Consider the following 24,553-nt stretch of genomic DNA (forward strand, 5'->3'; position numbering starts at 1 on the left):
GAGCCGGCGAAGCTTTTGTTCAATTTCGAACATGGACGCGATCGCGCGTTTTGCGCAACCAAACCACGACACACTGATTGAGGTGAGATATGGCGACGACACGCTCCGCAATTCCTCTGACTGGTGTACCGTTTCCGATATCAGAGTATGAGCGCCGGCAAAACAATGTGCTGGATGCGGTTGCTACGGCAGGCTTGGACGCAATCGTAGTAACGGCGCACGGCCACTTGAAGTATCTCAGCGGCTACGATGGGAGCGGTGGATATTTCGCGCCTTTCCCTCTTATTCTGATGCCGGGTCGGGTCCCGATATTTGTTGTCCGAGAATATGACGAGCAGGCAGTACGTTCATATAGCTGCATCGAGGAAATTGAAACCTATACACATCAGCCTGATTTTGGCAGGGTCTGCGCCGATGTATTGCGTCGACTCGGACTGGACAATAAGCGAGTCGGTTTCGAGCTTGGCTGCTGGAATCTCGCGCCCGCCGACGTGCGCGCAGTCCAAGACCAGCTCCCGGATCTGAAGATTACTGACGTCACCCGACTGGTCTCGTCAGTGTCAGCAGTGAAAGGAGAACTTGAGTTGGCGTGTATGCGCGATGCTGTTCGACTCACTGACGTGGCAATTCGAACCTTTCAGCAATCGCTTCGTCCCGGCATTACGGAGATCGAAATGGCAGCGGCCCTAGCTGCGGCGGTAACAAACGACCCCAGCAACGCCGCTGGGGATATCGGGCTTGCGCCGGGTACCATTTTGTTTGGAGAGCGAGTGAAGTTGCCCCATGCGCCAGCGACCCATCATCCTCTCAGCAACAACGAACCTGCCTTTCTGGAGATAGGGGCTTCGAAACACGGGTATACAGTGGGAATGGTTCGATGCGCAGTCCTTGGCAAACATCCCGAAACCGAATCTTTGCACGGCTTGGCTGAAGAGGTCATTGCGGCCCTTGTCTCCTCGATTCGACCAGGTGCTACGCCGGCGGACGTTCACGCTGCTGGGGGCGAGGTGTTGAAGCGATCTGGACGCAAGGGCGTCTTCCGCCAACGAACAGGATACCAAACTGGCATCAATTGGACTGAGCGCGGCGACCTAAGCCTGGAGCCCGATGTAAATGAACCACTCCGAGCTGGCATGACCCTGCACATGCCAAACATTTTGTGCAGCGAAAGTGGCTACCTATTTGGTGCCGGCGCACACGTGCTCGTGACAGAGCGCGGCGCGGAACTCCTGAGCGAAATCCCGCCAACACTTTATCGGGCGTGATGCTAGGCGGCGTGGACAAATTTGAGCCAGTATCTGGCGGTGGCTAGGTAGACCATTCCGAGGAAGCTATTGGCCAATTGATCGTAGCGGGTGGCAATGGCCCGGTTGATTTTGAGGTGGCCGAACATGCGCTCGATTCGGTTCCGCTGCTTGTAGAGCGCCCGGTCATACTCGATCTTCACGCGGCGGTTTGATCGGCCGGGTATGACGGGTTTAATCTTCCGCTCGGCGAGATCGGCGCGAATGGTATCGGCATCGTAGCCCTTGTCCGCAAGGAAGGCGTCCGGTGCACGAGTCCCCCTTTTCCGCCCGCTGCCGAGACATGGGCGCGAACTGTGGTGCTGTCGATGCTGTAGTGGCCGCTGTCCGCCATGACCTCGGCGAGCATTACCGCCACGGTCTCCCAGACCCCGGCCTCGCTCCAGCGTCGGAACCGACGATAGATGGTGTTCCAACTGCCGTATTTGGGCGGGACATCCCGCCATGGAGCGCCGCAGCGGAGCCGCCAGAGAATGCCGTTGATGATCGAACGATTCTGCTTGGGAGGTCTACCTCGGCCGCGTTTGTCAGGGTCGATGGGCAGCAAGCCCTTGAGAACACGCCATTCTGCTTCGGTGAGATCGCCCCTGCTCAAACCTGCCTCCAAAAAGCAGCCTTGAATCAATCCTCTTGGGCTACGTCAATCGCATCGACGTCCGAAATTCCGTAAGGCGGATATACTATTCCGCCAAGGTGATGGACAGTTCGAGAGGGCTGTCGCTATCCGCGAAAAATCGGCTGCCATCCTCAAACTCGATCACCACCTCTCCATCGCGGTGGCGCATGACACGGCGAACAACCTTGCCAATCAGCATCGACGTAGCTCGTTCGCTCTCTTCTTCCAGTGTCATTCCCAATGCTAACAACCCGATCGCAGGAAAGCGACCCTGCTAACATCGAATTTGTCCACGCCGCCTAGGGTCTGCGGTTTGCGGATTGAGTGGCAAAGCGCATGCAGTCCTGGAAAGTAGGTCGTGGGAGGGGGAGGAGTGTCGCGATGGTGACAGCTCTTCCTACTCAGACCTTTGCCATTGGCCGTTGCCAGCAGAGCCAGAGTTTATGATTGCCAGCACTTCGCAGCTGGTCCTCTAAGGCCGAAGCTTATCCATTTGAGGGCAAACGGCTTGTTATCGGGTCGCAGTCGCCGGCGCCAACACCGAGGCCTGAACGCGGGGCTATCTCGGTTCTAGATGGTTACGATATCCAAACTGCATTTGACGAAAACACCGGTGGCATCGATCATTAATTACGCACCGGCGCCTGATCCAAATTACTCAAATGCGGGAACGTGCCTATGGTTGGCGTTGACAGGTTCAAGGAGATCGAGATCGAAGCGATGACTTGGCGCCGGTACCTGCACGAGAATCCGGAGCTTGACTATCGGGTGAATGACACAGCGGCATTTGTGGCGGAAAAGCTGGCTTCCTTCGGGATTAACCACATCGAGTGCAGGATAGCTGAAACCGGCGTGGTTGCGTTGATCCAAGGTCAACTCGGAGATGGGCCCACTATCGGGTTGCGGGCCGACATGGACGCTCTGCCTATACTCGAAGCTTCAGGCAAACCTTGGACGTCGAAAAGGTCCGGACAGATGCACGCGTGTGGTCACGACGGGCATACTGCAATGCTCCTTGGCGCCGCGAAATACCTCGCCGCGACCCGGAACTTCAAAGGGTCCGTTGCCCTGATCTTCCAACCTGCCGAGGAAGATGGCCGCGGCGGCCAAAGAATGGTCCAGGAGGGGATCATGGACCGTTTCGGGATATCTCAGGTCTTTGGCATGCACAATTGGCCAGGCATGGAGGTTGGTGCGTTCGGCATTTGCGAAGGTTCGATTTTTGCCGCGCTCGACGAGTTCGATATTGTGGTCAAAGGCAGAGGGGGTCACGCGGCCGCTCCCCATCTGACAATTGACCCCGTCGTTGTTGCAGCTCAGATCATTTTAGGCTTGCAGACACTAGTCTCACGCAACACGGACCCCACCGAGTCCCTGGTGATCTCCGTCACAAAGCTGAACGCCGGACAAGCTTACAACATCATTCCCGAACGCGCGGAGATTGCCGGAACAGTCAGGACACTGTCACCGATTTTGCGCGACTTCGCTGAAAAACAGATTGAGGCGTGCGCGGAAAATATTGCACGCGCTTCCGGGGCGAAGGTCGAGTTTCAGCATCGCCGCCTGGAGCCCCTCACTGTCAATCATCCCGATCAAACGCGTCGGGCAACAGAGGTGGCGCGTGCTCTGGTCGGCCATTCATCGGTGAACCCCAAAGTCAAACCTAGTTTGGGGTCAGAGGACTTCGCGTACATGCTAGAGGCGCGGCCGGGGGCATGTATACTGCTTGGAAATGGATCGACTGCTGCTCTCCATAATCCAACCTACGACTTTAACGATGAAGCACTGCCATACGGCATTGGATACTGGGTCAACTTGGCCGAGGCTGCTCTAGCACCATGACATTGTCCAAGCAAAACAACCTTGGCTAATCAAGGCTGAGATCACAAGAAGAGGGTAACGACATGAAATACGAAATAAATCGCCGACGATTGCTGCAGGCGACATCGACCGCCATGGCGGCTGGCGCTCTGTCTTCAATTGCGGGCCGCGTTGCGGCCCAAACACCCAACCAGATCAACGTAGTGCTAGGCGGCGGCGATTGGGGAAAGGCTAACATTGAGGCTTACGCTAAGCCATTTGAAGCTGAGACCGGTATCAAGGTCAACCCAATCACCGACGACATGGGTATGGGACAGGTCGAGTTGATGGTAAAATCGGGCAATGTCACGGTAGATGTCGGGGCGCTTACGCAAGGGTCCGGCTTGGTCGCAGCTAAGAAAGGAATTCTTGAAGAAATTGATTACTCCTTGTTCAGGAAAGAAGAGCTAGACGGAATTTATGAATTTGCCAAGCAACCGTTTGGCGTGGCAAATTTGATTTACTCATATAATATGGTATATAGCACAGACGTATTCCCAGCTGATAAACCCCGGCCGACAAACTGGGCTGAATTCTGGGATGCTGATAAGTTTCCCGGCGTTCGCACCTTGGTGTCCGGCCAGTTTGGTTCAGAAGGACCCTGGGAAGAGGCCCTGTTAGCGGACGGTGTATCTCCCGATAAGCTCTACCCGATGGATATCGACCGGGTGTTTGCCAGTTTGGACAAAATAAAGCCGCACATCCGTAAGTGGTGGAGCAGCGGATCAGAGATTCAACAGATGTTGCATGATAAGGTCGTTGACATCGCTCAATCGTATGACGGAAGAGCTCTACTGTTGATCGATCAGGGCGCCGCGACGGAGATCAATCGAAACCAGGCGAAGCTGCAGTGGGATTATTGGGTCATTCCAAAGGGTTCACCCAACGCGAAGGCTGCGCAGAAGTTTATCGAATTCGCCACTCGCGCGGAACGTCAGGCAGCATTTTGCCAATTGTTTCCTGAGGGACCAAGCAACGGCAATGCGTTCAAACTTCTTCCCGAGAAAGTTGCGCGCAAGCTCCCTACCCACCCAGATTACATCAAGAGCAGCGTTTCCATCAACGGCAAATGGTACAATGAGGTAGGCCCCAGCGGTGTTTCCAACACTGAGATGCTTATCCAGCGGTGGAATGAGTGGATCCTGCAGTAGGGTTGGTTGAAGTGCGAAAGTCCGGTCGGGGTAACTCCATACCGGGCTAAAGTCGAAACTGATGCTGAAAATGTGACGGGGAGCGGGGTAGCCCACTAGCCTCTCCGCTCACGGCATCGGGTACGACGGCAGAAGGTACGGCAAATGCCTGCTAATGCACGCCAGCGATGGTGGAGGAGCCACAGTGAACATGCACGCAATGAATACCGCCCCCCGTTCGGAAGTTGACGCTGCAGATGTGAACCAATCGGTGCCACAAATTCAGTTCAGCAGTGTTACCAAGATGTACGGGAGTGTTCCGGCGGTCAGGGATCTGTCGCTGACCGTGCGTCGCGGCGAGTTCTTGACGATTCTCGGCCCGAGCGGCTCGGGTAAGACCACTACCCTGATGCTCTTGGCCGGCTTTGAGGCCCCGAGTTCGGGTGATATTATGATCGCCGGCCATTCAGTGGCTTCGGTCCCGTCCTACCGGCGCGATCAAGGAATTGTGTTCCAGAGCTATGCGCTGTTCCCGCATCTCACAGTGGCTCGAAACCTGGAATTCCCTCTCGAAATGCGGGGCATGGCTCCCGATCAGAGGAAGGTTCGGGTAGCCCGTATGCTTGAGCGCGTGCATCTAGGGGAATTCGGCGGTCGCATGCCATCCCAATTGAGTGGCGGTCAGCAGCAGCGCGTGGCGCTAGCCCGCGCGCTGATTGCCGATCCACCCTTCCTATTACTTGATGAACCGCTTGGCGCACTCGACCGTAACCTGCGTGAGCAGATGCAGATCGAGATGAAGAGCTTGCACAAGGAGTTCGGTATCACGACGGTGTGCGTTACGCATGACCAGGAGGAGGCGCTTACTCTGTCAGACCGGATTGTTGTAATGCGCGCAGGACGTGTCGAGCAAATCGATACACCAGAGGCCCTCTATGATCGGCCATCATCGTGCTTTGTCGCTAAATTTCTGGGTGAGGCGAACATTCTCGAGGATGCCTTGTTGCTGGCCAGAGGGGGCAACGCGCCGCAAATCGGCACCGTTGCGATGATAAGGCCAGAGCGCATCAGTGTACTTCCGAAGACTGCGGAGTGGGCTCAAACGGACCAGCGGCAATATGTTGCCGGTGCGGTCGACGATATGATTTTTGCCGGCCCTCTGCGAAAATACCATGTTCGCGTTGGCAACAATGTTCTCATCGTCCGGGAACATGTCGCGGCAGACCAACCTGTTTTCCAGCCAGGCGAGGAGGTTTGCCTCACGTGGCTGCGGTCAGACATTCGCTTCGTTTCGCCATAAGCGATTGATAAGGGATATCCATGAAGCTTTTGCGCAGAATGGCCAAGGTGCCACTTGGGTTAACCGCGCCCGCGTTCGCGCTTTTGCTTGTGGTTTTCGGTGCCCCTATAACCTTGCTTTTCCTAAGCAGTGTCAATGCCCCCGATTTCTCGTTCCAATACTACGGAGCGTTTTTCGCCCAGCCAGCTAATGTGCGGGTGCTCTTTCAAACGATAGAAATAAGTCTGGTCGCAACTGCCATCTGCTTAATCGTAGGCTATCCAACCGCGTATCTGATCGTCACGGCATCCAAGACTCTGCGCATGACGCTCATCGCTCTCGTGATCATCCCCTATTTGACCAGTGGGCTGGCGCGTACCTACGCATGGATTGTTATTCTTGGGGATCGCGGGGTCATCAACAACATCTTGCTGGACGTCGGATTGATCGATCGACCTCTGCAACTCATCTATAACCGAACCGCGGTCTATATTGGCATGGTCCACATCATGCTGCCGATGATGATACTTCCCTTGGTTAGTGCGATGATGGGGATCGATCGGTCCTTGATGGCTGCTGCACGCAGTATGGGAGCGGGACCTTTCACCGCTTTCAGGCGTGTATTTCTCCCCCTTAGCATTCCAGGCGCACGGAGTGGCTCGCTCCTAGTTTTTGTGTTCTGCCTAGGATTCTATATCACGCCGGCGGCACTTGGGGGATTGCGCGATGCCATGCTTTCAACCTTCATTGCGGCCGAGGTGAATAGCTCGTTCGATATTCCGCGCATTGCCGCTGCGTCCTTCATCCTTCTCGGGTTTGCCATTGTGGTGCTTTCCATGGTCGGGCTTGACCTCTCCGGCAAACAAGAGCAAAGCCAAACTCGAGCTCCGAAGGGCTCGATGTCCCGACTACCCATTGTTCTTGTTATCAAACGAAACTTCAGCGAAATTCTGCGTCCCTATCGTGTCAAACGGTGGACGGGACGGCGCTACGTGCCTGGGGCGGAAAGGCGATGGCCTAAAGTCGTCGCGATCGTTTTTATCGTTTTGGTGATGGCCTTTCTTTTATTCCCAGGGATAATCGTTGTCATCATGTCGTTCAGTTCCGGGGCATTTTTGCAATTTCCGCCTTCGGGCCTGTCGCTTCAATGGTATCGCTCGTTTTTCGGCGATGCATCTTGGAGCGGAGCAGCTTGGACCAGCGTCGAGATTGGTGTCGAGGTAGCTGTTATTTCTACTCTATTGGGAACACTTGCTGCTTTCGGATTGAGCCGAATAAGCGCAAGACTTCGCGGCGTGCTGACAATGATCATAATCACGCCTATCACCTTTCCAGTTATCGTGGTCGGTATCGCGACTTATCTGGGTCTCATCCAGATTGGTCTAATCGGCACAAAGGGTGGTATCGCCCTCGCTCACAGTATCGGCGCTGTTGGAATTGTGGTGGTGATCGTTTCTGCGACGTTGGCCAACTTCGATCGGACGTTAGAGCAGGCGGCCAAGAGTATGCGTGCCGGACCACTGCAAACGTTTTTTCGCGTAACACTGCCGTTAATCAGGCCGGGAGTGATCGGCGGCGCCATGTTCGCATTCCTCCAGTCATTCGATGAAGCGGTCATAACGTCTTTGGTCGGCGGTCTGTCGGTGCGGACGTTGCCCTTGAAGATGCTGGAGAATATCCGCCACCAAATCGACCCGACGATTGCTGCAGTCGCTTCTCTTTTGATGCTTCTGCCTTTAATCTGGATGCTTGTCCTCTATGCCGTCTGGTGGCGTTCTCGACCGAGCATGCAGCGAACATTACAGGAAGCCGCTGCCTAACTGGCGTGGCAGATCCACTTCCTGATGATGCGTCCGACCTATTCCTACGGACTGGCGACAAGCATCTGTTCGGGGCTTCAACGGGCGGATAAAATGGCCACCTGGTCCAAAACGGAAACCAGTAAAGCTCTTGCAATTATCATCTGGCACATGCGGATCAAGGATTCGGACTATGTCTGGGATCGGCCGGCCTTGCTCGCCAGCAAGCTCAGACCTGCCGATCCTCTTGCTGCGCGCCAGGATGGAATTCGAGGTCAACGGCGCTGACCGGATCGCACAGATCCTTCGCCCGTCTGAACAACGAACAGCTAGCCAACGTCAACCGGCTGATCGCGCGATTTCTGAAATCGGCTACCCACCGCGACTTTGACCTTCCTCCTCCCTTAGTGCACCGGGATCAAGGTGACGAACCAAGGGACAGGTCAGCAGAGCGAGCCCTGGTCATCTGAAAACGCGATGGTGCCGTCTCGGACATTATATTGGCGAAGTGGTGACCGCGTGTGCATAGTTCCAGGCGAAAAAAATAGCCGTGTACAAGACCATATGCCCGGTCAAAGTCGCCAGATCACCCGCAATAGGTTAAGCAATGAACGAAGCACCACATCTTACGTTTGATCTCGATGCGCATGGCGTGAGCAGAGGACACCTCGTTGTGCCGGGAGGCGCCGACCATGAAGAGTTCTCGCTTCCGGTTTTTAGTCTTAATAAGGGCGATGGACCGCGCCTTCTTATCACCGGTGGGAATCATGGCAATGAAATGGAGGGGCCATTAGTCGCGCGGCGGCTTATCGAGTGGCTGCCACAAGCGCAAACCAGTGGTAGGATCATCGTGCTGCCAGTGCTTAATCCATTGGCAGTTCAAGCATGGAGCCGCAATACTCCGCTTGATGGTTTGAATCTGAACCGCGTGTTTCCGGGCCGTGCCGACGGGTCTGTTACGGAACGAATCGCGGATGCGGTTTCACGCGTATTGTTGCCAAATGCCGACATCGTTTTCGATCTGCACAGCTTCGGCCCAACGTGGGATTTTCCCCCGGCGGTCATCACGCATCCAATTGCTGATGCGGATCTCATGGCTAAGACGCTCGCAATGGCAGCGGCATTTAAGCTGCCCGTAACATTGCTCTGGCAACATGACGACACGGCTGGGATGTTCGACAGTTGGGCACATAGCCTAGGGAAGGTATTCGTTTGCGCGGAATTCGGCGGTGGTACGGTTAGCGCAGAAGCTCTAGCGATTTATGAAGCTGGAGTTCGCAACGCGCTCGTTATGCTTGGACTCGTCGAAGGAAAAGTCGAGGACGTGTCTTTCCGTAACAAAAGGTCCAGTCAGACCCTTGAGACGCTGATATCAGACGAGTTGAAATCGCCCGCGCAGGGTATCTTCGAACCTCGCTGCTCTGTGTTGGATGAAGTGAGGTCGGGAGATCTTATAGGTATCCTACACTCTATGGATTCTGTTTCCGCTCCGTCCATTGACATCCGAGCGCCTGGGCCATCAATCGTCCTAGCCATAGGATCGGGCGCGCATGTCGACCGCAATGAAGGGGTAGCCATCCTTGCGCGGCCGCTGCATAACTAGAGGTACAGATTAGCCGCGCCTTGGCCAGCTGTAGTAACTCCGGTATGAAGGCACTGGCCTCGACTGGAGCTTATAGGCCAGCTCCTCGGATCGATCAGCGGCTGATCCTGTCTTCCAAAATCATGCCAAAAAGATTGCTTGATCCTTGATCGCTTGGTTTATACTAACCATGGTTGAAAGTGGCGGTCCGAGATGGGAGCTGGCCGGACGGATTGATCGCCTAGCTTCTGTTATGGAAGCAGGGGCGACGATCCGGCGCACCGCGACCAAGAGGGGAGGCGGACGGTGCCGTCCCCGCTGACGCCCGTAAAACAACTTTATCGTATCTTAAAACGAGATGGGCACGTTCGGGGCTTTATATTGGCAAAACCGATTCCGAACGGGGCATAACTTAGGACAGAGCGCGCAAATCCGGCCGCAGCTCATAGCTTGGCCAAACTCGAGTATAATTCAGTGCAGATCAAAGACGTCATTCTCACGCCCGGCAACGGCGCCTTCTTTTATGACGATCAAGCTGCCATTAGGGCAGGGGTTGGCCAGGACGGTTTTGTTTACGTCGGCGAGCCATTGACGCCCGGCTTCCGTGATATCCGTGTTCCGGCAGCTTGCTTAAGCGTCGGGCTTGTCCTGGAAGACGATATGGTCGCCTGGGGCGATATGATGGGAGTGCAATACTCAGGGGCTGGCGGGCGTGACCCCCTGTTTGACGTCGGAGCCATCATGGATCTCACGTCACGTGTTGTTGTCCCGCGGCTCTTAAACATTGATGCGTCCAGCTTTTTGACAGCCTGCTCCAGTGTCTTCGATCTCCATACTGGGAAACGACTCCCACTATGCATCGAATATGGGGTCAGCCAAGCCCTTTTAAGCGCTGCTGCCCATGCTGCGCGTCGTACCATGGCGGAGGTGGTTTGTTCGGAATTTTGCCTATCCATGCCGCATCGTCGTGTCCCAATTTATTGCCAGAGCGGTGATGCGCGCGAAATCAATGTCGATAAAATGATCCTGAAGGGGGTGGATGTGATCCCGCATGGCCTCATCAACTCGCGTAGCAAATTCGGCGTTGGGGGAGAAACCTTTCTGGATTTCGTCAAATGGGTGGCGCACCGCGTCAAGCAAATCGGCCAACCAGACTATTCTCCGGTGCTGCATTTCGATGTGTACGGCTGGATCGGTATGGAGATCGGGCTCGACGTCCAGCGCATCGCCGACTTCATCAGTAAGGTTGCTGACGCGGTTCCGGAGTTCACGGTGAATATCGAATCGCCAGCCGACTTCGGGTCTACGCCGGCGCAGGTCGAAAATTACGGGCAGATCGTCGGCATTCTGAATGCGCGCGCGTCACGTGCGCGCATCGTTGTCGATGAACGCTGCAACACCTTAGAGGATGTGCGTCTGTTTGCGGAGGCTAAGGCGACCCATCTCGTGCAGATCAAGACGCCGGACGTGGGCTCGATCGCCGACAGCGCCCGTGCGGTGCTTCTGTGCAAAGAGAACAACGTGGACGCCTATGTGGGAGGCAGCTGCAGCGAGACGGATCTCTCCGCGCGAGCGACGGTTCACATTTCGGTGGCAACACAGGCGGACATGATGCTCGCGAAGCCTGGCATGGGCATCGACGAAGGTCTTTCCATTGTAGGCAACGAACAAAATCGGTTGCTCGCCATGCTTGATCGGCGTCGGGCACAAAACCTGAAAGCCGCGTAGGAAGCGCCCTGATGCTAAACAGTCTCAAGGACATCACGGTTGTGGCGGTCGAACAGGCCGTTGCAGCTCCCTACGCATCGTCTCGCCTTGCTGACGCAGGCGCCCGGGTGATCAAGGTCGAAAGGCCCGAAGGGGACTTTGCCCGAAACTACGACAAGCTGGTGCGGGGGCAGAGCGCGTACTTCGTCTGGCTCAACCGGGGTAAGGAGTCGGTCTGTCTAGACCTGAGGTTGGAGGCGGATCGCGCCGTCCTCGACACGCTCATTGCCAGTGCTGATGTCTTCATCCAGAATCTAAAGCCGGGCAGCATAGAAAAACTGGGGTTCGCGTCCGCTGATCTGCGTCGACGATATCCGCGGCTGATCACCTGCGACATTTCTGGTTTCGGGGAGTCAGGGCCGTATTCCCATTTGAAGGCCTACGATCTGATCGTCCAGGCCGAAACAGGTCTATGCGCTATCACCGGCAACCAACAGGGGCCTGCGCGTGTAGGGGTCTCGGTTTGCGATATCTCGGCGGGCATGACAGCGCACAGCGCCATTCTTCAGGCACTGTACCACCGCGAGGTCACCGGCGAAGGGACCAGCATCCAGGTGTCACTGTTTGATGCCGTCGCCGACTGGATGAACGTGCCGGTTTTGCAAAATGATTACAGCGGCTACCAGACGGTACGCGCAGGCGTGAAACACCCGTCGCTCGCGCCGTATGGTGCCTATCGCTGTGCCGACGGCAAAGAGGTCATCTTTTCGGTTCAGAATGACCGCGAATGGGTGAATTTCTGCGAGAAATTCCTGAAGCAGTCCGGGCTCACACGCGCACCTGGTTTTGCTGACAATATGGAGCGCCTCGCTCATCGTGCGCAACTTGATGAGATCATTGAACAGCGGTTTTTTGAACTATCCTGCCACGATGCGATGCAGGAGCTCGAGGCGGCCGGCCTGGCATATGGCCGACTGAACGAAGTGGTGGATGTTTCAAAGCATCCACACATTCGCAGGGTGCAGGTTGGAACACCCGATGGAGCCGTCGAGACGATAGCGCCGGCGGCGATTTTCAACTCGGAGCTCCCCTCGCTTCGCCCAGTCCCGGCTCTTGGCTCTCATACCGAGGCTGTCCGCGAGGAGGTGCGGGCGCTTTTGCGCGAAAGAGCCGCGTCAGCGTGAGCGCGCGTTTCAGTAAGGTGAGACTGCTCGCGGTTTACAAAATGCCTGTGTACCTCGGATCATTTCAGCGCACCGGCCGCCTAGAAAGCTCACTGGCAGCGCCCGCGCTAAAATCGGCCGCAAAGGCGTCTCCATGATCAAGGACACCTTTGCGGCCGTTGAAGGCGCGATGTCTGTACCGCGCTGGAGATCCCTGCTCTTCGTTCCTGTTCACGTTCCGCGCTTTGTAGAGACGGCCCATGAGCGGGGCGCAGATGGCGTCATTCTCGACCTGGAGGATTCCGTGCCCCAGGATCGGAAAGGAGAGTCACGGCAGCAGCTTCCTGAATGCGTGGCAGAGGTGGGCCGGAAAGGCGCATCTGTTTTGGTCCGCGTGAATCATGGTCTGCGCGCCTTGGCGGCCGATCTCGATGCAGCCGTGATGGCGGGTGTTGACGCACTGGTTCTTCCGAAGACGGATTCGGCAGAGTGGGTTATAGAGATCGCGAATGCGGTTTCGGAACTAGAACGTGAAAGAAATCTTCCGCAGGGAGGCATCCGGTTCCTTGCCCAGATTGAGACCCCGGGCGCCTTGCAAAGGCTTGCGGCCATTGCGTCGGCGCATCCAAGGATGGTCGCAATGGCGCTTGGCCCTGAAGACTTCAGCGCCGCTGTTGGCGGCGCCCCAGGATTCGACCTTCTTTTGACGCCGAACCTTTCTGTTCTGTTTGCCGCCCGCGCGGCCGGCTTGCTCCCGCTGGGCTTCATAGGAAGCATCGGCGAGTTCTCGGACACGCATAAACTTCGTGAGGCCGCGGTGCGGGCGCGGCGGCTTGGCTTTGCCGGAGCTTTGGCGATCCATCCGACACAGGTGGCCATATTCAATGAGGCTTTCTCGCCAAGCGCCCAGGAGCTCGAGTGGGCCCATAAAGTTGTCGCGGCGGCAAATGATGCCGCCACGCGTGGACTGTCCGCATTCTCGTTGAATGGCAAAATGATAGATCCGCCAGTGGTGCGGCGCGCCCACGAGATCCTGATTCTTGTGGGCAACAACTGACTGGCCTGTTATCAGCGGCTGAACAGGAGCGAATGGCACTACACCGCGCCGGGCAAGCCGATGCAAAATGGCTACGCGATTCCCTCAACGGCCGAATGCGAGACGAGCTGTTGAACGATGGCCTGTTCTTCGGCCTCGACCACGCCCGCAGTGCCACTGCCGAATGGAGGCAGGACCTAAATCCTGTTCATAACACTCATCTGTCTATGTCATTTGAGTGAATAGGTTTTGCTGATCTGGATGCGATCCCATGGGGTATTTTGGGTTTTGCCGCGCGCGATGAACGATGCGCTGAGCCGCCGGTTCGTCAAGCGTTGATCGGCTGAAGACCCATGGACCGTCCGGCAGAGGATGAACGCCTTCGATCGACGCGAGTCCACCGAAGGCGATGCAACGCGGCTCGCCATTGTCAAGCAGACCACGCCAGCAGGAATAGCGCGGAATGTTGTGCTTGGTTCCCGTGTAGCGGACCGTCAGCTCGCGGCCGCAGCGCCGGCAGCGGACAAGGTCGGCGAGCAGAGCGTCGCCATGCTTGGGCGCCCCGTGATGCCGGCTCGTGGGCACGTGGTCGCTCACCATCTTGCGGATCGCTTCCGCCTTTCCCAGCCGACGTAGCCTTCGTGTGCACCCGGAATCAGCGCCAGCATCTCGCGCCTTACGGCGGCTGCGCGAGCGAATGGCGGCATCTGCGCGGTCTGCGCGTCGTGCGGGTTGGAGAAGATCGAACTGATATGTCGTAGGCTGGCGCGGTATGGACCTCTCCCCGGTTCGCTTCGTGAGGACCCGATGCTGCGCCCGAATCCTCCAATTGCGATGGGGTGTGGGAATTGGCCGTCGGGTCCTGCAGCAGTGTCACCAAGACGCCAAGCGTTCTGGGATCGATATGTGGGGCAGGGCAATGCGCCACGCGGTGCAGACCGCGATCAAACATCCAGGCCGGAACTTCCAGCCACCGATCGGAGGCGTGGCGGGAGAGACTGCAGCGGAAAACCTCCCGGTCGGCGTTCTCGATCACCTCATGAACGTGAACACAACGCCCGGCCCAAGGATGCCACGGATAAAGAAACTTGCGTTCCTCGGTCCTGTGGGTGTTCTTTCCTGGTGTTGTTCAACACCGTGAGGCCGCATTCCTCGCTCGCTATTTGACCCCGGCGGTCTTCGCCGGAACCCTCGCCGCAACCGGCTCCGACGCTGCACTCAATGAAGGCTTCGCGCCTCCGCCCGTTGCTCAAACCGCGCCATAACAGAAACGGCCGAGGCTAATCGCCACTGGTTGAAAGTTCAGTGGCAGGTCAGAGGGTCTGGCTCGACGGCCTTAGCTTCAGGCTATCCGGCCAATCCCGGCGATCACCCAGCGACACGATGACTGACCAGTGCTCAGCGCCACCGCCGGAGCTGCAAAAAGAGTTGCGTATGATTGAGCGTTCGACCACGTTGCTGTCGATCTTGATATGGCCTCGTCCAGGATGCGCGAGAGGCGCTTCCCAGCGCGAGAGCGTGTAGGGGATCGCCGCTGTGAGCTTGGTCTTCTGACTGATTTGGCCGAGCTTCTCTAGCCGCCCTGGGTCCAGTGCCGTGATGGTTGAGCACTTTTTGCCTGCGTGCAGCAAGGCCTCGTTGGCCTCGGCTACGGATGTCATCCTCGATCTTTTAGAGTTCGCGGATCCTTCTTAGCGCCTCGATCGGGCGCGGCATGGCAGAAGGCGAGCGTGAAGCCGCTTTTCGTCGGCCAGCAAGCGATGGCCCGCTATAGCCGTCGACCTGCAAGTTCCGGTAGAGAGCCTGCGAGATGAGCGATCGCACGCTGGGCCTTTTCGGTCCGGCGCATAGACATAAGACGCCCGGCGGTCCGCTCCCTCCCTAATCAGTCATCGCGGGCATAAATCCAGAGTAGGCCTGTCTTCGTCTTGCCGACCCCGGAACGAGCACCGGCGCGGTCGTCGCACGTCGGCGAAGAGTTTTGGCGAGGACTTCGGTTTTGCTAAAGCAACCGTTCATGGACCAGACGTAGGTGCCAGTCCGGCGCGGCCGACTACCGGCGCTGCCAGCAGCCTGGGCAAGCGAACCAAATTGTAGCCCGCCAAGTTATGCCGCGCCCGCGGTGGCACATCCTCGCAGCTTGACCTTGGCCATGCCGTCTGAGGTCTTGACTGACCGAACCCTCCTCTGACCCCTTAGGGCAGTGCTGACTGAGATCATAGCCCGGATGGCGCTTCGTGCGGTCATCGATCGCTATACGCGAGGCTTGTTGCTTTCTGCTCAAATGGGCGTTGAAGGCAACGCGCGGCGTGATCTTGCTCTTTGCAGGTCCTTGACTGGCGCGTCCTAGGCTTCGCCAGCGCCAGTCGATGCGCCGTCGCGGCGTCTGCGGTCCAACATAGCGAGAGCGGCATCACGCTCGCCTGTGCCAGGCCTGGGTATGAAACTTTCCAGTCAAGCCGGATTGGCCAGCACCTGGGTGCATAACCAACCTGTTGTCGCGGCTTCATTAGCATGAGGTGCCCGGAAACGAAGATACGTATGGACCCCGCCCCGCTTTCCAATTGAGCCTAGGGGCTGCTGATTCCTTCTTCGCCAAGGGTCGTGAACGGCGTGATCGACCAATGGATTAGGTTGATGGGACGATGAGTGTCGCCTCGGTCGAGCAATGGTGGATGAAACTGCGATGACATGTCCGATAGGATCTCTGTAATCGCCCTGCCTGACGCCCTGCCTTCAGGTTTTCGACATAAAATTTCACCTCGGTCACACCTGATCTTAATGTCGCCAGCGATCTAATCCAGTGTGCCAGGAATGAGGTACCGTACGGCCGCACTGCGAGAATGCCTTCTTCGCAAATCCCAGTCCTCGCCGTGACTGCTAGGTGCAATACTGCAAGCCAGCTGAACCAATTGAGGATCTGTCCCCTCATCGAGGCGCGGATTGACTTGGATGACGACGGGTCCAGGCTTCGTCCACGGAGTTCAATGTTCGTTGGCCCAGCTGAGGCCGTGAGCTTGCAAGCAATTCTGTGACACGTTGACGATACGATCATGCTCGTCATTAGTCAGCAGGGTTGGTTGGACAATTCACCTCTCGGAAGAGGAAATGGGGTGGCCGGCCGAAGTCCGCCAGCGGCAATAGCAATGACCTCCTTTCCCATCTTGTTAGCGCCGCTGGTTGCAATGGCGCTTGGTACTGAAGACTTCAGTGCAGCTGTTGGCGGTGCCCCAGAACTCGACCTGCTTTTGACGCCGAACCTTTCCGTTCTGTTCCCCATGCGGCAGTCTCGGCTCGATAGGAAGCATCGGCGATTCTTAGACAATGATAACTTCGTGGGGCCGCAGGCGATCCATTTAAACATCGATGGGGCTTTTCACCAAGCGCACAAGAACTCGAGGGACCCGTCGTGTCCTCGCGGCGAAAAAGATGCGACGGCGCAAGGCAAAGGCGCGTTCACATTGGACGGGAAGATGGTCGATCTACCGGTTATTCGAAGGGTCCGAGAAATCATCTCCATGGATCAGGGCGCCGAGTTGGCCGGTTGAAGCCTCGGCGGGTTGGGTCCATTCTGGACACATAGGTTACGGTTTTGGTCAAACCACACTGAGATGACACGACAGTTAGGCGTCATGTCGCTCTGCAATTATTGCTGTCGCGCCATCACATTTCGAGATAGATTACATCATTGCAGTCCGCCCTCGGAAGAGTACCCGTGGAAATCAGGCAGTTAAGATACTTTGTTGGCGTGGTCGAAGCAGGCAGTTTCACGAAGGCCGCTGGCTTTCTGAATGTCGCCCAGAGTGCGCTGAGTCTGCATGTGCGCCAATTGGAGGAAGGCTTCGGCACTCAGCTGCTGATACGCGACAGGACCGGCGTGAGCGTGACGGCGTCAGGAGCCAAACTCCTGGAGCGGGCGCGGGCGATTCTCAAAGAAATTCGAATTACCGAGGTGGAATTGACCAACACAGCCGCTTCCCCCGCCGGGGAGGTGACTATTGGCATTCCGTCTGGAGCTGCTCGCGTCCTGAGCGGTCCGCTGCTTGAGACGGTAAGACACGAACTGCCCAAGGTGTCCCTCAAGATGGTCGAGGGTATGACGGGACCGCTAGAGGAATGGATGGCGGCTGGACGCTTCAATCTGGCGGTTCTGTACCGCACTGCGGACAGTGTGGGGCGAATGACTGTGCTAGCGCGCGAAGACCTTTGTCTGGTGGTTCCGTCCGGCGAGCCACCGTTTGAAGATGCGATATCTCTGGCCGACCTGCATGCATTCCCCCTGGCGGTTCCCATGCGCAACAACAATGTCAGGCGTTCGGTGGCTGATGTCGTCGCACAACACGGTTGCGCGATGGACGTCAAGTTTGAAGTGGACTCGCTCTCAACGATCATCAACATGGTCGTAGAGGGAAAAGCGCATTCTATTCTCGCCCCGTCTGCCGTTCAGAAAGAAGCCTCTCAAGGGCTGGTCCGGACGGTCAAGATAGTCGATCCGGTAATTACCCGCTCCGTGGTGCTTGCTGTAAATCCCAAAGATGAGCGTTCTGCGGCCGTTTCTGCGGTCCGCAAGCTCATTCCGAAGGTCGCCAGAGAATTGATTGAGAGCCGGGGCTGGGTAGCATCGGCTCCTGACGCGACCTGAGAACCATCGATCTGTAAACAACGGCATGACTTCCTTCCTGTCGGAACAGATCGATCTGGATTCCAGATGGATTTAGGCACTAATCGATATTTGACCCGCTGCGACCATCGCGATGAAACTGGCTCAAGCGAGCTCAGCGGCTTCGAAAATTGAAACGGCGCTCGCATGGCCAGAATCACAAGTGGAGCCCGCGATGTCCCACGCCAGGAGCTACGAGCTCTTCATTAATGGCAAATGGCGAGCCGGTGGTAGCCGAGCCACTTTGCCGGTGATCAACCCGGCGACGGAGAAGGTATTTGCCTCAGTGGCCTCGGCTACGGTTCCAGACTTGGATGAAGCTCTTGCTTCGGCAGAACGCAGCCGCAAGGCGTGGTCCTCACGCCCCGCCAAAGAGCGTGGCGAGATCCTCGTCTCTGCCGCCAGCAATCTGGCTGAGAAAGCTGGCGCCGCAGCCAGGGACCTGTCGTCCGAACAGGGAAAGACGATTGCCGAAGCAACAGGAGAGTACGCGCGCGCAGTCGAAACGCTGGAATGGAATGGCCGGCATGCCGATGAGTTGTCGACCCCGATTCCGTTGGGTCCGAACAGGATGATCGTCCCGGAGGCCCTCGGTGTCGTCGCTGCCTTTACGCCGTGGAACTATCCAGCCGTTCTCATCGCCCGCAAGCTCGCCCCCGCGCTGGCGGCAGGCTGCCCGGTGATCCTCAAAGGGGCCGAAGAGACGCCAAGCGTGGCTGTCCATGTCGTGGAATCTTTGCGTCAAGCAGGGATACCGGAAGGCGTGGTCAACCTGGTGTTCGGTGTTCCTGTGCATATATCACGGCATCTGCTCAGTTCGCCAATTGTCAAAGTCTTGACGTTCACGGGGTCGACCGCTGTTGGGAAACAGCTGGCCACACTGGCCGCGAATAATCTGCAGCGCTGCATCCTTGAGCTCGGTGGACATTCCCCGGTTATTGTGTGCGAAGATGCCGACCTGGCAACGGCGATACCGGCTATTTCGGAATACAAATTCGAGTGCGCGGGCCAGAGTTGTAATGCGCCCAGCAGGATTCTTGTCGCCCGATCCCGCTATGAGGAATTCCTGTTCCGGATGACGGAGGCGGTCCGAAAAATCAGGATCGGTCCACCGGATGACCCTGCAACGCAGATGGGTCCCATGGCAAACGCGCGGCGAATCGAGGCCATGCAACGCCTGACCAAAGATGCGGTAGAGGGCGGCGCCCAAATCGAGACCGGTGGCATCCCCCTTGACCGACCGGGGTTTTACTGGCCGCCAACCATCCTGACTGGCGTACCGAAGGAAGCGAGAGTGCTTCATGAAGAGCCGTTCGGACCAATTCTCACCGTGGCTCCTTTCGATACGATCGAAGAGGCGATCGATGAAGCCAACGCCACGGAGTACGGTCTGGCCGCCTACTTGTTTACTGGCGCGGCCGATACGCAACAGAGGCTTGTGGGCGGTCTTTCTGCGGGCGCTGTTAGTGTGAATTACCTGAAAGGGGTTTCCGCTGATGCCCCTTATGGAGGAGTCAAACAAAGCGGCTATGGATATGAAGGCGGCGAGCAGGGGGTGCGAAGCTTCCAGATTCTGAAAATGGTCAATGGCCTCGGTTCATTTGGATAAAATCCGGTGGGAAACAGAACACGGACCATGGCCGGTAGCGACATCACAAGGAGCGTCGCCGACGCCCTTCAGTACATCTCGTACTATCATCCTCCAGATTATATCCGGTCTCTTTCTCACGCATACACGCGAGAACAGAGCCCGTCGGCGAAGAATGCCATAGGTCAGATTCTGCTGAACTCCCGCATGGCGGCCTTTGGGCGGCGCCCGATTTGTCAGGACACCGGACTTGTGGTTGTCTTCGCAAAGGTCGGCATGGATGCCCGCATTAAGTCAACAGCCAGTTTCGCGGATCTTGTGAATGAGGGCGTACGTCAAGCCTATCTCGATCCGGACAATCCCCTTCGGGCATCGATCGTTGCGGATCCCCTCGCTAGACGGGTCAACACCCGCGACAACACACCGGCAGTTGTCCATGTCGACCTGGTGCAAGGTAACCAGATTGAGATCACCATCGCCGCGAAAGGCGGCGGGTCGGAGAACAAGGCACGTTTTACCACCCTCAATCCCACCGCCTCCGTTTCCGACTGGGTGGTCAATACCGTTTCGACCCTTGGCAGCGGGTGGTGTCCACCTGGACTGATCTCTGTCGGCATCGGTGGTAGCGCTGAAAAGGCGATGCTGCTGGCCAAGGAGGCCATGAACGAGCCCATAGATATGGCGGAACTGATCGCAAGGGGGGCGTCAAGCGCAGAAGAGGGGCTGCGGATTGAGCTTTATGAGCGGATCAACGCGCTTGGTATCGGCGCCCAAGGCCTTGGTGGTCTGACGACAGTCGTTGACGTCAAGGTTGCGACCTATCCTACTCATGCAGCGTCCAAGCCTGTGGCGCTCATCCCGCAATGCGCCGCCAACCGGCACCTGAAGTTTACTTTGGACGGCTCTGGACCCATCAGCCTCCAGCCGCCCGATTTGCGCGAATGGCCCGACATCGGAGCCGACGAATTGAACCCAGCCGGCGTCCGGCGGGTCAATTTAGATACGCTTACGAAGGAAGAGACGGCATCGTGGCGCTGCGGTGAAACGCTCCTGCTTTCTGGAAAGATGCTGACGGGCCGTGACGCTGCCCACAAACGAATGGTCGAACTGATTGATGCCGGCAAGCCGCTCCCAGTCGATCTGAGGGGCCGCGTGATCTACTACGTCGGTCCCGTCCGGGCAGTGAGGAATGAAGTCGTTGGACCCGCCGGTCCAACAACCTCCAGCCGCTTGGACGATTTTACGGACAAGGTGCTCGCCGAAACCGGCCTTTTCGCGATGGTGGGCAAAGCGGAGAGGGGACCGGCGGCCATCGCGTCGATTGTAAGACACAGAACGCCATACCTTGCTGCAGTGGGTGGCGCTGCGTACCTGATTTCAAAGTCGATTAAGGCGGCGCGGATTGTCGCCTTTGAAGACCTGGGCATGGAAGCCATCTATGAATTCGATGTGCAGGACATGCCCGTCGTCATGGCTGTCGATGTTGAGGGAAACTCCATTCACAATTCCGGGCCTCTTGAGTGGCGTAAGCGTATGGCAGCCGACAGCATCGCACGCAACATCGGTGTTTGAGTCTTTCCGGTTGGGCGATTTCGGCCAGACCCGAGCGCCAAATTATCGGGCAAGCCATAAGACGAGCGGCATTTGCGGTGCCCTGCGCCTCGGCGAGCCGGCCAAGCAAGGCCTTCAATTCACCCTAATAGTTGAATGTGCGAGTGAATACTGCATTGAGTATGCCGTCCATGCGATCGAGGGTCGAATGCAGTCGCGCGTCTATCAAGTACGGCAGCGAGATTCAAGAAAATCGGTTATCTATTTATCATGGTCTCCGCCGCCGCCGACTATTCTCTCCAGCTGCACCATTGCCCCGTTGGGCGTTGGGGCGATAGCCAAATTACTTCTGCAGCTTTTCTCAGCGGATCGCTCACCCTCAGCTGATTTTCGTACCCCATTCTGGCACATCTCGGGCCTGGAACGGATGCCTTCCACTGCTACATTCGCTCGTTTCAATTGATGATAGAATTGATCGGCACACAACGCGATGTCATCGCTGAGAGCATAGGTTATGAAGTCGAAACCCGATCCCGTGCAACTCGACAGTTGGGACCTGCGGATCCTCTCCGAAATTCAGGCAGACGGTCGGATTTCAAAAAGTGAGCTTGCAAAACGAGTTCATCTTTCGGCGTCCGCCTGTTCGGAGCGGCTCCGAGCACTCAAGGCCGCGGGGATTATTGAGGGATTTTATGCGCGGCTGAGTCCTGCCCTCATCGGCGGCATGATCTTTGTGATGGTGGAGGTCGTGCTGGATCGTCATCGTCTTGAGGACCAACGACACTTCGAAACTGCTATCCAAGACATTCCGGAAATCCTGGACTGCTGGGCAATTGGGGGGCGCGTGGATTATCTGATGCGGGTCGCATCTCGTTCTATGGCCGCCTATCAGGATTTCATGGAGGGACTGCTGCAGGCAGGCTTGGGGATTGATCAATACTATAGCCTTGTCGTCACGAAACCAGTGAAGTCCAATTCACCGATACCTTTGTCCGCCCTGAGGCAACGGTAACCCAAAAGCTAAGTTTCAACGGCGTTTGGCACGGATCCCGTAGATTCGTCGGCAAAAGGCACCCATTCCGACGAAACTCAAGGGACATTTGCGGTATACTAATTGCTGGAAAAAGGTGGCCGAGCGCTATCCGCCAGTTGATCGCGAGCAAGGACGATGCGCTTGAGCAATCTGGAACCGATCTATTCCAGGAGAGGATCGAAGCAGCCATCGGACGCACTTGCCCAGCACGGTTACGGCGAGAAGCCAAACCGGATCGTGCCTGGTTGAGGAGGCGTCCATATCTAAGATGCGAAGTGCCGAAAAATGCCTCTACCGCTACTTCAAGGGGGGAACTTTCGCCCTGGATTGGCGATCAGTGGCGATTGAGCTTAGTCGCGGTCAGCGCATCCGTGTAGGGGGCGAAATCTACAGCGAGGGTTTGGCAAGCCGACGGGTAGCGGGAGTGCAAGCTGGCCCGCTCGGCCTTGGCGACCAACCCGGCCCTCGACGCCTGCGGACATTCGGAGATCGCGTTTTTACGTCCTAAGTTCGTTGCTGTTCGAGATTAGGAGATCGTCTGTCCTGTTTGACATTGCTGGTCTCCGCAGCCTTCTAAGCGAGGAGCATGGCTGTGCCGGGATCGCGTAGGTGGGTGACAAGGCCGGTCACTCCTGCCACCCGACGTGGTCTTTGAGAAGGTGGAGGTTGCGCTACCGGCTGGAGAGCATGGTGCCAGTTTTCACAAGACAAGGGTCGCTTAATCGAATGGGCGTCAAGTTCATAGATTGCGAACAGATCATGGGGGGATTTGAATAGTGCTACTGACCGAGGCAGAGCTGAAAAGAGTTGCGAATGCCAGTCGAGGACATAGAGCCGCATCGATCGTTCTAAAGGAAGAGACGGCCGCAGCTACAGCCAGATCGTCATTCGACGTTTTTCTGTCACATTCTTTCAAGGACGCAGAGATCGTTCTCGGTGTGAAGCGAATTTTCGAGGAGCTTGGGTTCACTGCTTACGTAGATTGGGTCGAAGATTCACAACTGGACCGCACAAAAGTCTCCTCGGCCACCGCCGAGTTGCTGCGGACCCGTATGAGGCAGTCAAAGACGCTAATCTATGTGCATTCAAACAATTCTCCAGGATCCAGATGGATGCCTTGGGAGCTTGGCTTTTTCGATGGGTTTCGGACCGCGGTAGCGGTTCTGCCCGTGGCAAAAAATTCTTCGGAAACATTCTCCGGGCAAGAATTTTTGGGCCTATACCCTTACATTGATGGGACAGGACCTGCATTCCTGTTTATGAACAGAGGGACCGCGCCTCGCTCAAGAATAGGCTCTGTAAGCTCGACTGCTAACCTCACGTTTGCCAAATCCTGGCTTAAAGAATTTACCGCCACAAAATAGACTGGTGTGCTTCAAAAATGAAATATCCTGGACTCTATAATAGCGCCGACGTGGCATCCAACGAGCAGCAGGCGACGTTTCTGCGCCTGATCCGGGCAGAGTACGTTCTTCTTTTTTTAGCGTCGGTGCTCTCTTTGGACTTGTCGCCATCAAAAGCCTATTTCGGTGTCTATGCTGCGGTATTTCTTTGCTCAATGGGAGTCCTCATTTTCCGGTCGGTCACAAAGCCCGAGCAGGTCTGGTATCAGGCTCGAGCTCTGGCAGAGTCGGTGAAGACATTGACTTGGCGCTTCGCGATGCGAGCACAGCCGTTCGATGACGCGCGCGCCGCTGACGCCAGAGCTGATTTTCGAAAGCTCATGGAAGGTATCCTTGATAGCAATCGTCACCTTGGTAGCGCGTTGAGCGGCACCGATTCAGCATCCCCCCAAACAACCGACCAGATGATGTCGATAAGGGACTCCCCGCTAAAAGAAAGAAAAGACCTATATCTGCAGAGACGAATCTGCGACCAACGGAAGTGGTACGAGAAGAAGGCGCGCTCGAACAAGAGGTCCGCGAAAGTCTGGATGGGCCTTGGTATTTTTGCATACGCTCTGGGATTCTCGTTCATCGTAGTACGCATCGCTGACCCCGCGATGCCAGGCTGGCCGACCGAGCCGCTAATTGTCATCGCCGCCTCCCTTATTGGGTGGACCCAGATCAAGAAATTTAACGAATTGGCATCGGCTTACACGTTGACAGCTCACGAGATCGGCTTGACTGCCGACCTTATTACGGACGCCAACTCGGATGAGGCATTCTCCGCCGCGGTGAACGAAGCCGAACTGGCTTTCTCACGGGAGCACACCCAGTGGGTTGCTCGTCAAAACAACTAAGAG

Annotated in this window: 19 protein-coding genes and 3 pseudogenes; 18 read left to right on the forward strand and 4 right to left on the reverse strand. The window is 56.7% G+C overall.

Annotated features, from left to right (window positions below; translation table 11 throughout):
* The first annotated feature begins 89 nt into the window (after positions 1–89).
* Positions 90–1,265 carry a Xaa-Pro peptidase family protein gene (locus FJV77_RS19860; RefSeq protein ID WP_063169317.1) on the forward strand — a complete coding sequence of 392 codons (1,176 nt, stop codon included), beginning with the start codon at positions 90–92 and terminating at the stop codon, positions 1,263–1,265.
* Positions 1,266–1,267: 2 nt separating this feature from the next.
* Here the strand turns inward: FJV77_RS19860 and FJV77_RS19865 are convergent.
* Positions 1,268–1,899: pseudogene (locus FJV77_RS19865) on the reverse strand (IS5 family transposase).
* Positions 1,900–1,984: 85 nt separating this feature from the next.
* Positions 1,985–2,155 (reverse strand): hypothetical protein, encoded by a 171-nt coding sequence (locus FJV77_RS32460; RefSeq protein ID WP_164548526.1) that lies wholly within the window; start codon positions 2,153–2,155, stop codon positions 1,985–1,987.
* Positions 2,156–2,598: 443 nt separating this feature from the next.
* On the opposite strand from FJV77_RS32460, the gene FJV77_RS19870 reads away from it, so the two are divergent.
* The 10 genes and pseudogenes from FJV77_RS19870 to FJV77_RS19915 form a co-directional block, all read left to right on the forward strand.
* A complete protein-coding gene (locus FJV77_RS19870) occupies positions 2,599–3,762 on the forward strand; it encodes a M20 aminoacylase family protein (RefSeq protein ID WP_063169316.1) in 1,164 nt (387 codons plus the stop codon).
* A 62-nt stretch (positions 3,763–3,824) separates the two neighbouring features.
* Positions 3,825–4,931 (forward strand): ABC transporter substrate-binding protein, encoded by a 1,107-nt coding sequence (locus FJV77_RS19875; protein ID WP_063169315.1) that lies wholly within the window; start codon positions 3,825–3,827, stop codon positions 4,929–4,931.
* 190 nt (positions 4,932–5,121) lie between these two features.
* The gene (locus FJV77_RS19880) at positions 5,122–6,210 is read left to right on the forward strand and encodes an ABC transporter ATP-binding protein (RefSeq protein ID WP_224570037.1); all 1,089 of its coding nucleotides are present in this window, start codon (positions 5,122–5,124) and stop codon (positions 6,208–6,210) included.
* 20 nt (positions 6,211–6,230) lie between these two features.
* Positions 6,231–8,009: an ABC transporter permease subunit gene (locus FJV77_RS19885; protein WP_063169314.1), complete on the forward strand. Its 1,779-nt coding sequence runs from the start codon at positions 6,231–6,233 to the stop codon at positions 8,007–8,009.
* Positions 8,010–8,033: 24 nt separating this feature from the next.
* On the forward strand, positions 8,034–8,276 hold the full coding sequence (locus FJV77_RS19890) for a hypothetical protein (protein ID WP_127273917.1): 243 nt from the start codon (positions 8,034–8,036) through the stop codon (positions 8,274–8,276).
* A gap of 319 nt (positions 8,277–8,595) precedes the next feature.
* Positions 8,596–9,591 carry a succinylglutamate desuccinylase/aspartoacylase family protein gene (locus FJV77_RS19895; protein WP_063169313.1) on the forward strand — a complete coding sequence of 332 codons (996 nt, stop codon included), beginning with the start codon at positions 8,596–8,598 and terminating at the stop codon, positions 9,589–9,591.
* A gap of 453 nt (positions 9,592–10,044) precedes the next feature.
* Positions 10,045–11,298 (forward strand): methylaspartate ammonia-lyase, encoded by a 1,254-nt coding sequence (locus tag FJV77_RS19900; protein WP_063170371.1) that lies wholly within the window; start codon positions 10,045–10,047, stop codon positions 11,296–11,298.
* 11 nt (positions 11,299–11,309) lie between these two features.
* A complete protein-coding gene (locus FJV77_RS19905; RefSeq protein WP_063169312.1) occupies positions 11,310–12,461 on the forward strand; it encodes a CaiB/BaiF CoA-transferase family protein in 1,152 nt (383 codons plus the stop codon).
* 133 nt (positions 12,462–12,594) lie between these two features.
* Positions 12,595–13,497: a CoA ester lyase gene (locus FJV77_RS19910; RefSeq protein ID WP_210326668.1), complete on the forward strand. Its 903-nt coding sequence runs from the start codon at positions 12,595–12,597 to the stop codon at positions 13,495–13,497.
* A 24-nt stretch (positions 13,498–13,521) separates the two neighbouring features.
* Positions 13,522–13,646: pseudogene (locus FJV77_RS19915) on the forward strand (integrase core domain-containing protein); the annotation flags it as partial.
* 55 nt (positions 13,647–13,701) lie between these two features.
* Here the strand turns inward: FJV77_RS19915 and FJV77_RS32990 are convergent.
* A complete protein-coding gene (locus FJV77_RS32990; RefSeq protein ID WP_063169311.1) occupies positions 13,702–14,076 on the reverse strand; it encodes a zinc ribbon domain-containing protein in 375 nt (124 codons plus the stop codon).
* A 528-nt stretch (positions 14,077–14,604) separates the two neighbouring features.
* Between FJV77_RS32990 and FJV77_RS32995 the strand changes: the two are divergent.
* A pseudogene (locus FJV77_RS32995) lies at positions 14,605–14,741 on the forward strand (IS3 family transposase); the annotation flags it as partial.
* 48 nt (positions 14,742–14,789) lie between these two features.
* Here the strand turns inward: FJV77_RS32995 and FJV77_RS19925 are convergent.
* A complete protein-coding gene (locus FJV77_RS19925) occupies positions 14,790–15,137 on the reverse strand; it encodes a transposase (protein WP_063169310.1) in 348 nt (115 codons plus the stop codon).
* A gap of 1,485 nt (positions 15,138–16,622) precedes the next feature.
* On the opposite strand from FJV77_RS19925, the gene FJV77_RS19930 reads away from it, so the two are divergent.
* The 6 genes from FJV77_RS19930 (at position 16,623) to FJV77_RS19960 (ending at position 24,550) form a co-directional block, all read left to right on the forward strand.
* Positions 16,623–17,024: a hypothetical protein gene (locus tag FJV77_RS19930; RefSeq protein WP_063169309.1), complete on the forward strand. Its 402-nt coding sequence runs from the start codon at positions 16,623–16,625 to the stop codon at positions 17,022–17,024.
* 167 nt (positions 17,025–17,191) lie between these two features.
* Positions 17,192–18,118 carry a LysR family transcriptional regulator gene (locus FJV77_RS19935; protein WP_063169308.1) on the forward strand — a complete coding sequence of 309 codons (927 nt, stop codon included), beginning with the start codon at positions 17,192–17,194 and terminating at the stop codon, positions 18,116–18,118.
* Positions 18,119–18,311: 193 nt separating this feature from the next.
* Complete coding sequence (locus tag FJV77_RS19940) at positions 18,312–19,745, forward strand: NAD-dependent succinate-semialdehyde dehydrogenase (RefSeq protein WP_063170369.1); 1,434 nt, start codon at positions 18,312–18,314, stop codon at positions 19,743–19,745.
* A gap of 27 nt (positions 19,746–19,772) precedes the next feature.
* A complete protein-coding gene (locus FJV77_RS19945; RefSeq protein ID WP_063169307.1) occupies positions 19,773–21,296 on the forward strand; it encodes a fumarate hydratase in 1,524 nt (507 codons plus the stop codon).
* A 493-nt stretch (positions 21,297–21,789) separates the two neighbouring features.
* Positions 21,790–22,287, forward strand: a complete 498-nt coding sequence (locus tag FJV77_RS19950) for an Lrp/AsnC family transcriptional regulator (protein ID WP_063169306.1) — start codon at positions 21,790–21,792, stop codon at positions 22,285–22,287.
* A gap of 1,402 nt (positions 22,288–23,689) precedes the next feature.
* Positions 23,690–24,550: a DUF4231 domain-containing protein gene (locus FJV77_RS19960; RefSeq protein WP_063169305.1), complete on the forward strand. Its 861-nt coding sequence runs from the start codon at positions 23,690–23,692 to the stop codon at positions 24,548–24,550.
* Positions 24,551–24,553 lie beyond the last annotated feature (3 nt).

The sequence above is a fragment of the Mesorhizobium sp. WSM4306 genome (genome assembly GCF_007003975.1).
In the GTDB taxonomy this organism is placed as follows: domain Bacteria; phylum Pseudomonadota; class Alphaproteobacteria; order Rhizobiales; family Rhizobiaceae; genus Mesorhizobium.

Bases quoted from the DNA above. Each gene is read 5' to 3' on its own strand.
- FJV77_RS19860 (WP_063169317.1), top strand. From the start codon at position 90: ATGGCGACGACACGCTCCGCAATTCCTCTGACTGGTGTACCGTTTCCG.
- FJV77_RS32460 (WP_164548526.1), bottom strand. From the start codon at position 2,155: ATGACACTGGAAGAAGAGAGCGAACGAGCTACGTCGATGCTGATTGGC.
- FJV77_RS19870 (WP_063169316.1), top strand. From the start codon at position 2,599: ATGGTTGGCGTTGACAGGTTCAAGGAGATCGAGATCGAAGCGATGACT.
- FJV77_RS19875 (WP_063169315.1), top strand. From the start codon at position 3,825: ATGAAATACGAAATAAATCGCCGACGATTGCTGCAGGCGACATCGACC.
- FJV77_RS19880 (WP_224570037.1), top strand. From the start codon at position 5,122: ATGCACGCAATGAATACCGCCCCCCGTTCGGAAGTTGACGCTGCAGAT.
- FJV77_RS19885 (WP_063169314.1), top strand. From the start codon at position 6,231: ATGAAGCTTTTGCGCAGAATGGCCAAGGTGCCACTTGGGTTAACCGCG.
- FJV77_RS19890 (WP_127273917.1), top strand. From the start codon at position 8,034: ATGATGCGTCCGACCTATTCCTACGGACTGGCGACAAGCATCTGTTCG.
- FJV77_RS19895 (WP_063169313.1), top strand. From the start codon at position 8,596: ATGAACGAAGCACCACATCTTACGTTTGATCTCGATGCGCATGGCGTG.
- FJV77_RS19905 (WP_063169312.1), top strand. From the start codon at position 11,310: ATGCTAAACAGTCTCAAGGACATCACGGTTGTGGCGGTCGAACAGGCC.
- FJV77_RS19910 (WP_210326668.1), top strand. From the start codon at position 12,595: ATGATCAAGGACACCTTTGCGGCCGTTGAAGGCGCGATGTCTGTACCG.
- FJV77_RS32990 (WP_063169311.1), bottom strand. From the start codon at position 14,076: ATGGTGAGCGACCACGTGCCCACGAGCCGGCATCACGGGGCGCCCAAG.
- FJV77_RS19925 (WP_063169310.1), bottom strand. From the start codon at position 15,137: ATGACATCCGTAGCCGAGGCCAACGAGGCCTTGCTGCACGCAGGCAAA.
- FJV77_RS19930 (WP_063169309.1), top strand. From the start codon at position 16,623: ATGACCTCCTTTCCCATCTTGTTAGCGCCGCTGGTTGCAATGGCGCTT.
- FJV77_RS19940 (WP_063170369.1), top strand. From the start codon at position 18,312: ATGTCCCACGCCAGGAGCTACGAGCTCTTCATTAATGGCAAATGGCGA.
- FJV77_RS19945 (WP_063169307.1), top strand. From the start codon at position 19,773: ATGGCCGGTAGCGACATCACAAGGAGCGTCGCCGACGCCCTTCAGTAC.
- FJV77_RS19950 (WP_063169306.1), top strand. From the start codon at position 21,790: ATGAAGTCGAAACCCGATCCCGTGCAACTCGACAGTTGGGACCTGCGG.
- FJV77_RS19960 (WP_063169305.1), top strand. From the start codon at position 23,690: ATGAAATATCCTGGACTCTATAATAGCGCCGACGTGGCATCCAACGAG.